This is a genomic window from Serratia sp. DD3 (genome assembly GCF_000496755.2).
Genome location: NZ_AYKS02000065.1, coordinates 1 through 14,514 on the forward strand (window position 1 = coordinate 1; position 14,514 = coordinate 14,514).

Below are 14,514 nucleotides of genomic sequence, written 5' to 3' on the forward strand. Positions count from 1 at the left end.
AAATCAACCGTTCTGCCGCTCCCTGGCTTATTTTATCTTATTGATCCAACACACCATCCTTTTTATTAATCGACAACCTATGCCATAGGTTCTACGCCAACCATTTCTGGATATGAATTCTTCTCCCTCTTTCCCCTGAGTATTGACTTATTTTTTATCTTTACGCTTGTCCTTAAAAATATCTCGCCACGGTGTTTTATGGTTATTCTCTGCCGTGACCCTATAAGGATCATCCGCAGCCACCGGGCATAATGCTTCAATTTCTGCTGACCAAATAGGTCGTTTGCTGGTGATAATGGCAATATAACGGGGAATGCTAAAAATAAAACTTAATAAAAATATAAACGGGAACAATATCGGTAACAGGAATAGCGGTATACCATCATATTGTGAGATTAAATACAATAGACCAAAGTTATAGCTTTCCCGTTTATGTTCAATCGGCAGACAAAAATCCACCACCGATATCACTGCCTGTGGCCCCTCTTCCATATAGCGGCGCACAAATTCCCAATGGTGTTTCAGCGGTTCACGATCACCGTGGGTTGCTGGCAGGCAGAAAGTATCGACCACTGTGATATTATCCTCTGCCAATACATGGCCACTGATATAGTAATCTTTACTCGCACCTTTTCCATGGCTCAAACCGAGAGTAAAAAATACCTTGCCCCAAGGCACTGAGTAGCTAGAGCCATCAATACGGTGGGCATGCACCATACGGTTTTTTCTATCAAAGCGAATTGGGTAGTGCGTCCAGGCAAACCATTCGGTTTTAAGCAACTTTAACATCCAGTAAATTGCTGGTACTGACACTACTGTAAAAAATATAATGGTAAAAAAGGCAGTCAAATTAAAGTTTCGATTAAGGAATATAAAAATTACCGATATTAAAAAAATAGAAAACATAGAAAACCCAACAAAACTCACAAGACTACCTATTCCCTTAGGTGAGTAGTATTTATCTACCAATTCCATATAGTTAGAGTTTAAATTAATAACACTCACTTCCGGTGCTAGAGATTGATTTTTTAAATCAATCTGTTCATGTTGCTTAAGTTGATATTGTCTTTCTTGCTCATTCAATGGACGATTGAATTTAAACTTTGGAAACAGCCCGTAATAATCCATATTATTTTTTATCTACCTGATTTTGCTCTTTTCTTTTTTTCAATGCATAAAAGAACAGCGGCACGACAAAAGGAATAACGAAAATCATCCGTTGCGGGGCAAAGATAAGCCCAGGGATCAGCATCACCATAGCTAAACAGAGCACTACGAATAAGGCTGTTGAACTTGATTCTTTACTGGATCTAACATTAAGCCCTTGTTCACTGATGATGCGCTCTATCTCATTCGCCATCGCTTTTAGAGCTACGATATCCCCTTGATACTCCTTTCCGCCGCTATCACCTAGAATATCTAAACCTGAAAAATTTAATTTTTTCTTCTCTGTATAAATTTTAAAGCTAAATATCTTGTTAAGGTCATTAACCTTAAATATGGTTATATCTTTAACCTTTATCTCCCCAAATCTTTCTGATGATAGCTTTTCATTATCTAGAGTTACTTTATCCCATAATGAATTCCTCTCAATATAATTTGAAATCATAGTCATCAATGGTATCATAATTATACCTAACACGACCACAGAAACAATAATCATCCAAGCCTCTAAATTTTTTATAAAATAACTTATATAAACAAGAGACCCAATACTGATAAACATTAATAACAAAAATGCAAACACAAATGATGTTGCTATTATCCGTTTCTTTCGCGGCGTATATCTATATGAATAAACCATAAAATTATCCTTCGCCCAATGCCAATTTAAAGTCACTTATTTCCATTTGCACATTTGGGCAAATCAACCGTTCTGCCGCTCCCTGGCTTATTTTATCTTATTGATCCAACACACCATCCTTTTTATTAATCGACACCTATGCCATAGGTTCTACGCCAACCATTTCTGGATATCATGTTTATTAGCACCAGCCAAAAATTCTTCTCCCTCTTTCACCTGAGTATTGACTTATTTTTTATCTTTACGCTTGTCCTTAAAAATATCTCGCCACGGTGTTTTATGGTTATTCTCTGCCGTGACCCTATAAGGATCATCCGCAGCCACCGGGCATAATGCTTCAATTTCTGCTGACCAGATAGGTCGTTTGCTGGTGATAATGGCAATATAACGGGGAATGCTAAAAATAAAACTTAATAAAAATATAAACGGGAACAATATCGGTAACAGGAATAGTGGTATACCATCATATTGTGAGATTAAATACAATAGACCAAAGTTATAGCTTTCCCGTTTATGTTCAATCGGCAGACAAAAATCCACCACCGATATCACTGCCTGTGGCCCCTCTTCCATATAGCGGCGCACAAATTCCCAATGGCGTTTCAGCGGCTCACGAGCCCCATGGGTGGCGGGCAGACAGAAGGTATCGACCACTGTGATATTATCCTCTGCTAGCACATGACCACTGATATAGTAATCTTTACTCGCGCCTTTTCCATGGCTCAAGCCTAGAGTAAAAAATACCTTATCCCAAGGCACCGAGTAGCTAGAGCCATCAATACGGTGCGCATGCACCATACGGTTTTTTCTATCAAAGCGAATTGGGTAGTGCGTCCAGGCAAACCATTCGGTTTTGAGTAAAATAAACATAAAAATTACCATTGGTACTCCAAACAATAGAATAAAAAAAAGAAATCCAATGTCCTCCCAAGATATACTATATTGAAATAATGTTGCTAATACCATATATAGTAATACTGATAAGGTAGCAATAAAGCCAACCGAGCTTATTAGAGTCCCCACCCCCTTAGCTGAGTAGTATTTATCTACCAACTCCATATAGTTAGTGTTTAAAGTAATAACACTTGCTTCCGATGCTAGAGATTGATTTTTTAAATCAATCTGTTCATGTTGCTTAAGTTGATATTGTCTTTCTTGCTCATTCAATGAGCGATTGAATTTAAACTTTGGAAACAGCCCATAATAATCCATATTATTTTTTATCTACCTGCTTTTTCTCTTTTCTTTTTTTCAATGCATAAAAGAATAATGGTACTATAAATGGAATAACAAATATCATCCGTTGCGGGGCAAAGATAAGCCCAGGGATCAGCATCACCATAGCTAAGCAGAGCAATGCAAACAATACCGTTGAGCTAGATTCTTTACTGGTTCTAACATTAAGCCCTTGTTCACTGATGATGCGCTCTATCTCATTCGCCATTGCTTTTAGAGCAACGATATCCCCTTCATATTCCTTTCCGCCGCTATCACCTAGAATATCTAAACCTGAAAAATTTAATTTTTTCTTCTCTGTATAAATTTTAAAGCTAAATATCTTGTTAAGATCACTAATCTTAAATAAAACTATGTCTTTAACCTTTATCTCCCCAAATCTTTCTGATGATAGCTTTTCATTATCTAGAGTTACTTTATCCCATAATGAATTTTTTTCAATGTAATTAGAAATCCCAGCTAGCAATGGCACTCCGATAACAACCAATGACATTATGAATATTGGGAATGCCCATTCACCAGCCCACTGAGACAGAATAACCTCCCCTCCCATAAAAATAAATGAACCTAGACTAATAAACATGCCAATTAAAAACATTGCAACCAGTGATGTTGCTATTATCCGTTTTTTTCTAGGCGTATATCTATACGAATAAACCATAAAACCATCCTTCGCCCAATGCCAATTTAAAGTCACTTATTTCCATTTGCACATTTGGGCAAATCAACCGTTCTGCCGCTCCCTGGCTTATTTTATCTTATTGATCCAACACACCATCCTTTTTATTAATCGACACCTATGCCATAGGTTCTACGCCAACCATTTCTGGATATGATGTTTATTAGCACCAGCCAAAAATTCTTCTCCCTCTTTCACCTGAGTATTGACTTATTTTTTATCTTTACGCTTGTCCTTAAAAATATCTCGCCACGGTGTTTTATGGTTATACTCTGCCGTGACCCTATAAGGATCATCCGCAGCCACCGGGCATAATGCTTCAATTTCTGCTGACCAAATAGGTCGTTTGCTGGTGATAATGGCAATATAACGGGGAATGCTAAAAATAAAACTTAATAAAAATATAAACGGGAACAAAATCGGTAATAGGAATAGGGGTATACCATCATATTGTGAGATTAAATACAATAGACCAAAGTTATAGCTTTCCCGTTTATGTTCAATCGGCAGACAAAAATCCACCACCGATATCACTGCCTGTGGCCCCTCTTCCATATAGCGGCGTACAAATTCCCAATGGCGTTTCAACGGCTCACGATCACCGTGGGTTGCTGGCAGGCAGAAAGTATCAACCACTGTGATATTATCCTCTGCCAATACATGGCCACTGATATAGTAATCTTTACTCGCACCTTTTCCATGGCTCAAACCGAGAGTAAAAAATACCTTATCCCAAGGCACCGAGTAGCTAGAGCCATCAAGACGGTGGGCATGCACCATACGGTTTTTTCTATCAAAACGAATTGGGTAGTGCGTCCAGGCAAACCATTCGGTTTTAAGCAACTTTAACATCCAGTAAATTGCTGGTACACATGTTATTACAATAAATATGAACGTACCAAGTGCGGCCCAGCTAAAATCTTCCCCAGCAAACAGAATAGTTACCATGATAAAAAAAACAGTAACTATAGAAAAACCACAAGAACTCACAAGACTACCTATTCCCTTAGGTGAGTAATATTTGTCTACCAACTCCATATAGTTAGAATTAAAAGTAATAACACTCACTTCCGGTGCCAAAGATTGATTTTTTAAATCAATCTGTTCATGCTGCTTAAGTTGATATTGTCTTTCTTGCTCATTCAATGGACGATTGAATTTAAACTTTGGAAACAGCCCGTAATAATCCATATTATTTTTTATCTACCTGATTTTTATCTTTTCTTTTTTTCAATGCATAAAAGAACAGCGGCACGACAAAAGGAATAACGAAAATCATCCGTTCCGGGGCAAAGATAAGCCCAGGGATCAGCATCACCATAGCTAAACAGAGTAGTAAAAATAAAACATTCGAGTTAGAATCTTTAATGACCTTAATATTAGCCTCTCCTTCTAAAATAACACTTTCCAACCTATCAACCATTTTTTTTAAAGCTATCTTATCATCTTTATATTCATCACCACCATCATCACCTAAAATTTCCAGACATGAAAACTTAAATGTTTCCTTGCTGGTGATAATCTTAAAACTAAATATTTTATTAAGATCGTCAACTTTAAATTTCTTTATTTCTTTAAACTTTATATCACCATATCTAGATGATGATATTCTATCGTCATCTATCTTTACTTTATCCCAGTGAGAATTTCTTTTTATGTAACTTTCAATCAAAAAACCTAGTGGCGTCGTAATTATAAAGAATACCACCACACAACCAGCAATAGCCCACCCATTCAATACGTTCAACAAATCATATTTATAAAAAAACCATATGAGAACCAAAGTTAAGCCAATGTAAAACATCAACGAAAGAAATATTGACATAATTCTGACTTTTCTCGGCACATATCTATATGAATAGAACATTATATCACCCCTCTTCTAAAGCTAATTTCAATTCTGACATTTCCATATTCCGTGGCCAGATAGGCAACTTAGCCTCCAGCTTTTTGATATAGTCAACCTCCTCCTCTTCACTCAAACTTGCTTTTACCGGAATCCTTCGCCATAAGCAGCGCCCTAGCCATTTTTGAATATTATCTTGTTCATTAATAGCTAAAAATATTGCTGTGCCAATTAAAATAACTGCCGCTATTACTGTACCAACTACTGGTATTTCCACGGCTATTGCTACTGTAAGCCATGCTCCAGAAAGCGCTGATGCACCATAAGCAATAGCCAGTCCATAGTGTTTATTTTGCACTTCATCATATGTATGATATGAATCAAGAAGAACAGTAATCACTCCCGCTCCAACACCAAAACGTTTCCCCCAACGACCTATCCATGATAAAAACTTATTGGAACTTAATACCGATAGTTTTGATGAGGAATTGGAAAATAAATTAAACTCTTTTATTCCAATCTCTATGATTGCCAAAGAGGTACTTGCCAACGCAAAAACACCAGCCCAATATCGTGCAGCAGCCTCAGTCTGGTCTGGTGTTAATTTTGTCTTTTCGTAGTTGGCAGTTTTCACTATGGCTACTGTTTGCAAAATCCCAGAAACGACGCCCAAAGTAAAAGGCATTGCTTGGCCCGCCTGCTTCATCCCCCGTTGCACCGCACCTTGCCAGCGGGTAAATTGTTCCGCCTCTACTTCACCGGTAGTACGCAACAGTTTACTAAGGGCGATGGACCTTTCTTTGGCGGGTAAGGTTTTTAGTTCCTCAACCTTTTCGATATCAATCATCACCAAGAATCTTTTGGTTTCTTGCCCTTCCATGGGTAAGCCATCAATCCTTAAGCGCCGCAGCTCTTTTTGCACATAGTGGCGCAATCGGTCAGCATTCACCCTACCGGTTAAATCACTCTCTTTCGCCAACTGCCCAACCACTTCAGCAACAAATTGCTTATAAGTGCCGGTTTTTTCCAAGGTGACAATGGCTTTATTAGTAAATGCCCCCATGGCTACCACTGCATGGAATACCTGGCCTGATTCCAGCGTGCTTTGCAGTTTTGCTACTAATGGCCCGGCGATTACTCCAAGCCAGATCCCCATTACTCCAGCAGACTGATCGCGCATTCTTTTGATAGTCTCTTGAAATGCATCAGCAAGACCAGACCAAGGTATGGTAAGCAGCTCAACACTCCCTTTTACCCCTTCATTAAGCTTTTTAGCTAATTTATCCTGATTGAGCACCATGGCACGGGCCATGATGTTAACCGGGTCGGTTGTATCGCCGATAATCAAGGACTGAAAATAGCGTGTCGCACCAATTTTATCTTGCATACCCACAATGCAGTAATTCAACGTCTGAACATAGTCAATGCCACTGCCCAGGTCATTGGGATCAAAATTATGTTGGAAATACCCCAATAAAAACTGGCCTTGCATACAGGCAATATACATTTTTACACGGGGGACAATAACCCGATCATTGTAACTGTTGAGAATAGCATCAAATTTCTGCTGAAATGCATCAACTTTAGCCGGATCGTAATATTGTTCATATTCGGCCCATTTACGTTCTACAACAGATTTCATATCCGACTTTGCATCTACCATCTCCGTATACTTTTCATAGTCTACGTGGCCACTTTGAAAAACCTGTTCAGCAACCGAATTGGGGCGAGTCACCCCCGACATGGCATTTTTGGGTGATATACCAGCAGCAGCAATTTTATTCTTAGGAAAAAACATCTCACTTTCCATAAACATGCTGTCTGAAATATAATCCCGTTCAAATTGATTGATCAATGAGGTTTTTAATCCCTTGATAGCCGATAACAGGGCCAACTCGCGCTGATATTCAGGCCGTTGATACACGTTGAGTTGTAACTCGTAATTTATCAGTGAAGAAAGGTCCTGTAGTACCGCTGGCGCGTCTTGCAGCAGGATCATCGCCCCCTTGCTACGGTAAAGTTTATTGGCGGCCAGTTGCAGGTTTAATCCCGCCACAGGTAGCACCCGTTTCCAATGAGCCGCAGACCACTCTTTAGCCTGGCTACTGGCGGCTTTTATGCTGTATTCCGCGACCGTATCTTCTAACTTATCCAGTGCTATAACTTGATCCGCATTACCCGCAGTGAGCCAGGCATCCATGTCAAAGCATTGCATTGCCTTGCTACGGTAGCTTTCCTCTTCATGCTGTTTACGTACCACAGCTGTCCAAGCCACCTCAGACCAGACAAACCAGAATTTACCGTTTTTCATTCCCAGAGGTTTAACGGGTAACGTCACCAGCGAAGCTGTTGCCAATTCTTCTGGCTGATCAGCACACGGTCTCACTTTGCCACCTACAATATCGGCAGGCGCATCACCATTTTCAGGCAGAGGGTAATAATATCCTTCCGCCGTCACAAAGTAATTGATCCAGCGTTTGCCTGATTCTACCCAGATGTACAAAAAACCCTGACGTAGCAAACGCGCTGTCCAAGCTGTTTCACCTTGTGCTGCCACTGGTACTTTGATATGACCAGGTAAATGAGGCAAAGTATCCACTGCTGACACCACAGCAGGGCGCAACGGTAAAATGGGCAAGCCATGCCGAATACAGAATTTACAACCTTTTTGTGTGCTCATATCGTTTATTCCATCTCAATTTACCGGATTACATGCTGACCATAGACTGCCATTGGGCTTTATCCCAACTGCTGGTTTCATCGCGATAATAATCAGGGCAGTTTCTAGCCTTTATCAACAGTTCAGCCATCTTCGGAGCAGTCCAAAATGCGTCTCGTTGTTGCAACCCGTGAAGAGCAAATTCAATTTTGTCTTCCTTGGTCGGCAGTTGGCACTGTGTGGCCTGCCATAACAATGCATCTATACGCTGACTCAGTGCCTGCCGTTGTGCCATATCACTACATGTGGGCAGTTTTGCCAGTACCTGATTAATCTGCCCGCAACGCTGGAGTTGTTCCAAAGGCATATGCGGGGAATCACCCGTTTGGAAAGCAATACGCTCAGGAAACGCCAAGGAATGCCAGCCCCCCTCGAGCCAGAAGGTCCAACAAGGTATTTGCTGTGTTGGAAGTTGGTGTGACAATTGCCAGGGGCTCAGCATCCAGTGCAAATGAAACAGCACTCTAGGGTCGTAGTAACGCAAAATATGCCCTTGCTGCTGTTGATCTTTAAAATACAATGCATCAGCCAGGGCACCACGTAACTCCTCGGGAGATCGCTTGCTAGATAATAACAGCGAACAGAGTGGCGGTGTGTGCGTGTCTGAATGCTGCGCCAACTCGAGCATCAATTGGCTCCATGCGGCAGAAGACAAGTCATGTAAGGGCAGCAACCAAGGATAAAGATGTGCCTGTGGAGCCAGCATCGGAGACACCAGCTCAATCAGTTGCCATTCCTTGGGCAGCTCAGGGTGGCGCCTGCGGTCAATCACGGCAAATTGATGCTCCGCCAGTGGTAGACTCGGTTGTAAATAATTAATCTGCATCACCGCTCCTTAGCTCAGTGGCATAGTGGCTTCACTTTCGCTGTCCGCCTGAGAAGCCGTCGACTCACAAGCGGTAAACTTTGGATAAGGCATATCCAACTTGGCAGGCCCGGCATAATCAAAATCAGCACTTTTCACCTTAAATCCCCCCCCTGTACCATTTTCAATCTTGGCTGGATCAAGGGTGATATAGGAACCACCGCACTGTAGGGTGATTTTTTTCTGAGCAGAAATAATAATTTCGTCCTCAGTGCTGTAGATGGATAATTTCTTGTTGGCAATAATATCGATGGCATCCGTTTGCGCCTGAATTTCCACCTTGCCTGTTGCCGCAACCAGTTTCATACCCAATTCATGTACAAAGGCGACAAATCCTTTTTTCGCCAGCAAAACCATACGTTTCAATGTACTGATTTCGGTATTACCACCGGCAGTCATAATCTGGTTTTGGTTGGCACTTAACTGAATATGCTGAGGCGTAGAGAGTGCTATCCCACCGGGCGCACCGGCCACAATCACTGGTTGTTGCAACTGATCGACATTTTGTTGTAAAAATTGCTGTTGGCTACTGTTATCCAAGGGATCGATTTGCGCTGTTTGTAGTACCTCTGACAAGGATTGCGCCAACGCTAACGCATCAGATAGCTGGCGCTTAATTTCATCCATGCTCAGTTGTTCACCACCGGCTCGTGGTTGCGCCTGCGCGGTGAATAAAAGCCCTTTACCACCACGTAACGCCAGCCAGTCATCGGAACGCAGTTCACCGCCCTCGCCGCGCTTGTGTTTCTCACTGTCCACCAGGTGGCCGAGGTTCAGTTGGCTCTTGCCCCCGTACTCGGTTGAGATTTTCACGTGCTCCTGGCCGCGGTTATCATCTAACCTTATTTTGTTGTTCGAGGGAGTCCTGAGGACATTACGCTTGTAGTTGCGGATGGTGACGTGGTCGCCGTGGGCCGAGTCATGCAACACCCCAACGATGTACGGGCGGTCGGGATTGCCATCCTCAAACCCTATCGCCACCTCGGTCCCCGCCAGCAGCGGCAGGTGCAGGCCATAGGTGTCCCCGGCATAGGGGCGGGACTGGCGTACCCACAGGCTTTCAAAGCCGGTTTCCCAACTGGCGCGGTCAAACAGCATGTTGACGCGGTAACGGCCCTCTTTGTCTATGTGCCCATAGGTGTCGTTTTCGGTGGTACTGGTGACCCGTGCCGGCAAGGTGCCCGCCATCACCGGGCGTGCGCCGGGCTCGGGGCGGAAGCAGTAATCGGTGTTATCCGGCAGGGCTGTAAAGTGAATTTCAAAACTGCGGTCACGCCGTGCCTGGCTGTGGACTTGGGTAATCAATACCCCTTTGGTGAAGGTGTCGGTGACTTCATGGCCGCCGGTGACCTTCAGGACTTGCCCCGGTGACAGGGTGGCACAGCTGGTGATACCGGTCAGTTTCGTCTGCTGATTCAGGTAGCGTTCATGGCGAAGACGACCATAAAACGCGCCGGACTCCGGTGCTGGCTGGCGTTCATGGCTGCTGCCCGCCGTCAGGTAGTTGTCGGCATAGTGATAGGCTTCCCCGTAAGTGGTGCTATCGCCGTGAGTGACATCCACCTGGGTGTCCATCGCCTCGGTGGCCTGGCGGTAGTTGTAATCCCGGGTAGAGACCTGTTGTTGCACCACCTGATGGTGACTGGTCATGCCCCAGACCGATTCAACCCCCTGGTCATGCTGGCCGGATGGCGGCACCGAGGGCAGTGTCAGCCCTTTCTGATACCCTTGCTGGCTGTCGTAAAACTCCACCACATCAATATTCAACCGGGTGTCGGTGGTAAAGCGGAACCAAATCCCCACTTCACCCAACAAGCGGGTGATAAAGTGCAGGTCATCTTCGCCGTACTGCATCACCTGCTCACGGCGTGGGTACTCCGCCGTCAGTGAAAACAGAAAATCCTGACCGCGCATGTTGTGGCGCTCACGCAGGATTTTTTCCACAATCTGGGGCACCGTCATGTCCTGGTAGATGGCATTCTGGTGTGCGCGGTCCAGCAGCGCCAGCCGGGGTTGCAGGGTCAGGGCGTAACGGGTTTCATCTTTGGAGGTGCTCAGGCGTTCAAAGCCGGTCACCACCCCCTGTATCACCCGCAACGGTTGCTGGATTTTAATGCCAAAGCCCTGGTCCACCGGGGCCTGCAGCGTCAGCGAGGCCGCCTTCATCAACATCGCTTCACGGCGGATAGCCTGGTCGGCACTGGTAAACTCAATGCGGTAGCTGAAAGGTTGACTTAAGGCTTCCTGACCTTCAAACACCAAGACATCCAGCCCGCTGTTGCAGCCTTTGACTGACAGCAGATGATGACTGTGATTGAACATTAATAACGGCGCAATACTCATGGCTGCTCTCCTGATGTGTGTCCGCTGGCGGTATCAAACTCCAGCACAATTCCTTCTTCCTCATCCCAGCCCAGGGTCAGGGTCTTGGGTTTTTGCTTCGCCGCCATATAAGTCAGTAACTGCTGGCTCAGCACCGGCAATATCTGCTGGTTGAGCAGGCTGTCGACATTACGTGCCCCGGTGTCTGGCAGTAGGCAGGCGTCGGTCAGCGCGTCATACAGGCTGTCACCGATCTGGGTGGTGAGGCCGTAATGGCGTTGCAGGCGCTGGCTGACCTGATTCAGTTTCATCTGTACAATGGTACGCATCGCGGTGGCGTCCAGTGGGCGGTAAATCACCGTCTGGAAGCGCGCCAGCAAGGCGGGCAGGAAGTGGTCACGCAGCACCGGGCGCAGCAGTTCGTGCAGGTCGCCTTCGCTGGCCTCCGGTTGTTCATCCAGCAACTGCATCAGCAAGTCACTGCCGAGGTTGGCGGTCATCAATATCACGGTGTTACGAAAATCAATCTCGCGCCCTTCGCCATCGCGCATAAAGCCCCGGTCAAACACCTGATAGAACAGGTTCATCACATCCCGGTGGGCTTTTTCCACTTCATCGAGCAGCACTACGCTGTAGGGGCGCTTGCGCACCGCTTCGGTCAAGATGCCGCCCTGGCCGTAACCCACATACCCCGGTGGTGAGCCTTTCAGTTGTGAAACGGTGTGCGGCTCCTGGTATTCGGACAGGTTGATGGTGATCAGCGATTTCTCGCCACCGTACAGGCCATCGGCCAAGGCCAGCGCGGTTTCGGTTTTCCCTACGCCACTCGGCCCAACCAGTAAAAATACCCCTTGCGGGCCATTTTCCGGCGTCAAGCCGGTTTTGGCGGCGCGCAGACGTTGGGCAATGGCGGTCAGGGCGGTATCTTGCCCCACCACCCGTTGACCAATCTCCCCTTCCAGGCTCAGCAGTTCGGTTTGTTCATCTTTCATCAGTGAGGAGAGCGGCACCCCGGTCCAGTCGGCAACCACGTTGGCGACGGTACGGGTATCGACATCCACCTGTATCAGGGGCTCCGGCTGTTGCAACTGCTCAAGCTGTTGTTGCAGCGTGGTCACTTCAGCCTGACGGCTCAGGTCCTGGCGGCAGGTCATCAGTTGCTGCACCCGTTCTTTTTCGGCGTTAAAGCGGTGGTCTAAGGTTTCCAGTGCGGTGTCCAGTTCCCCACGCTGAATTTCAATGGCACTCAGCCGCTCACCGTGTTGCTGGCTGCCAGTGGCGATATCTTCCAGCAGGGCTTGCTGCTCCAACTCCAGGGCGGTCAGTTGGGCTTTCAGGCGCACAATGGCTTCCGGCAGTGTATCCAGGCTCATGCGCACCCGGGCGGCGGCGGTGTCCAGCAGGTCCACCGCTTTGTCCGGCAATTGGCGACCGGTGAGATAACGGCGGGACAGGGTGACGGCGGCACGCACCGCATCGTCGGTGATATGCACGCCATGGTGTTCGGCGTAGCGGGATTTCAGGCCACGCAGCATCAGGCAGGCGGTGTCATCGTCTGGCTCGTCCACTTTCACCATCTGGAAGCGGCGCTCCAGCGCAGCATCACGTTCAAAATACTGTTTGTATTCACTCCAGGTGGTGGCAGCAATGGTGCGCAGTTCGCCTCGTGCCAACGCCGGTTTCAGCAGGTTGGCGGCATCTGCCCCACCGGCCTGATTACCAGCACCGATAATGGTGTGGGCTTCATCAATAAACAGCAGTATCGGTGTCGGTGATTGTTGTACCGCATCAATCACGTTTTTCAGCCGTTGTTCAAACTCCCCTTTAACCCCGGCACCCGCTTGCAGCAACCCCAGGTCCAAAGTACGCAGCGCCACCGGTTTGAGGCTTTCCGGTACATTGCCCTCGGCAATGCGCAGTGCCAGCCCTTCCACCAGGGCGGTTTTCCCTACCCCCGGCTCCCCCACCAGTATCGGGTTGTTTTTGCGGCGGCGAGAGAGGATATCTACCATCTGGCGGATTTCGGTGTCACGCCCAAATACCGGGTCAATCTGACCTGCTTTGGCTTTGGCGGTGACATCCAGGGTAAATTTGTCCAGCGCGTTCTGCAGGGCAGCGGACAGTTCGCCGGCCTTGAGCGCTGTTTCAGGTGTGGCGTCGGTGTGCAGTTCCGGTGAGTGGCCGCTTTGTGCCAGCTCGGCTTCCTGCTGCACTTCCGGACGTTCCTCCGACTGCATATCCAGCAGTGGGCGCAGGCGCTCCAGTTGGCTCTGCCCCAGGGTCAGCAATGGCCACAGCGCATCGCAGGCTATCAGTTTGGGTTTATCCACCAACGCCATCAGCAGGTGGACACTGCGAATAGACTCTTCCCCCGCCAGCGAGGCACGCAACCAGGCTTCCTGCAGCAGGGTTTGGGTGGCTTCCGCCAACTGCGGGCGGCTACGCACCGAGCGCGGGCGGTTATCCAGCCAGGCCAGCAGCTCTTGCCACAGGGTGTCCAGTTCCCACTCGTAACGGCGTGCCAATACGGTGATATCCCCTTCCCCCTGTTCCAGGAGTTTCAGCAACCAGTGCTCCGGCAGAATTTCCGCATGGGCGCGGGTCTGACACAGTGAGGCGGCCCCTTCCATGGCTCGGGCACAGTAAGGGTTAAGACGACGTAACAGGATAGCGGGGTTTTCCATTATTGTTTCTCTCTTGTTCTTTTTGCGTTTACATCTGAAATATTTCAATTTCAGGGTAAATAAAATGGGTGTTTTTGTTTGATGGGTGTCAGTACTTTCGGTCGCCTGGCGCTTTTTACCTTATGGGCACACCGTGTCTGCGTTCAACGCCTTCAATGGCGTCAACCACCGTGTTCACCTGAATGATTGATAAGTATTACGCTGAAATTAATTACCATTAATATTCCCTCTGTAGCTCGACATGGCTTTCGAGCGCTGGATGAGCGGTGTTCCATTCACCACCGAAGAATGCGCCCGAGCAGGGGGCTCAAGAGCCAGCCCCCTGCACCCCGGCCCTGTGCCAGATCAGGCGGTCGCTG

The 14,514-nt window shown here is 46.6% G+C and carries 10 protein-coding genes; all 10 read right to left on the bottom strand.

Annotation, left to right across the window (positions count from 1 at the left end):
- Window positions 1-147 precede the first annotated feature (147 nt).
- Window positions 148-1,128: a DUF6708 domain-containing protein gene (locus tag IO95_RS23500; protein WP_051791214.1), complete on the bottom strand. Its 981-nt coding sequence runs from the start codon at window positions 1,126-1,128 to the stop codon at window positions 148-150.
- Between the two features lies 1 nt (window position 1,129).
- Window positions 1,130-1,804, bottom strand: a complete 675-nt coding sequence (locus tag IO95_RS11575) for a hypothetical protein (protein WP_037385431.1) — start codon at window positions 1,802-1,804, stop codon at window positions 1,130-1,132.
- A 228-nt stretch (window positions 1,805-2,032) separates the two neighbouring features.
- A complete protein-coding gene (locus IO95_RS23505; RefSeq protein ID WP_051791216.1) occupies window positions 2,033-3,016 on the bottom strand; it encodes a DUF6708 domain-containing protein in 984 nt (327 codons plus the stop codon).
- 1 nt (window position 3,017) lies between these two features.
- The gene (locus tag IO95_RS11585) at window positions 3,018-3,737 is read right to left on the bottom strand and encodes a hypothetical protein (protein ID WP_152554937.1); all 720 of its coding nucleotides are present in this window, start codon (window positions 3,735-3,737) and stop codon (window positions 3,018-3,020) included.
- A gap of 192 nt (window positions 3,738-3,929) precedes the next feature.
- The gene (locus IO95_RS23510; RefSeq protein WP_051791218.1) at window positions 3,930-4,910 is read right to left on the bottom strand and encodes a DUF6708 domain-containing protein; all 981 of its coding nucleotides are present in this window, start codon (window positions 4,908-4,910) and stop codon (window positions 3,930-3,932) included.
- 1 nt (window position 4,911) lies between these two features.
- A complete protein-coding gene (locus tag IO95_RS11595; protein WP_152554938.1) occupies window positions 4,912-5,544 on the bottom strand; it encodes a hypothetical protein in 633 nt (210 codons plus the stop codon).
- A gap of 46 nt (window positions 5,545-5,590) precedes the next feature.
- On the bottom strand, window positions 5,591-8,245 hold the full coding sequence (locus tag IO95_RS11600; RefSeq protein ID WP_037385440.1) for a T6SS effector BTH_I2691 family protein: 2,655 nt from the start codon (window positions 8,243-8,245) through the stop codon (window positions 5,591-5,593).
- Between the two features lie 28 nt (window positions 8,246-8,273).
- Complete coding sequence (locus tag IO95_RS11605) at window positions 8,274-9,110, bottom strand: DUF4123 domain-containing protein (RefSeq protein WP_023489669.1); 837 nt, start codon at window positions 9,108-9,110, stop codon at window positions 8,274-8,276.
- A 9-nt stretch (window positions 9,111-9,119) separates the two neighbouring features.
- On the bottom strand, window positions 9,120-11,492 hold the full coding sequence (locus tag IO95_RS11610; protein WP_023489668.1) for a type VI secretion system Vgr family protein: 2,373 nt from the start codon (window positions 11,490-11,492) through the stop codon (window positions 9,120-9,122).
- A complete protein-coding gene (gene tssH / locus IO95_RS11615; RefSeq protein ID WP_037385444.1) occupies window positions 11,489-14,155 on the bottom strand; it encodes a type VI secretion system ATPase TssH in 2,667 nt (888 codons plus the stop codon). Before tssH ends, IO95_RS11610 begins: the two co-directional genes overlap by 4 nt.
- Window positions 14,156-14,514: the final 359 nt, after the last annotated feature.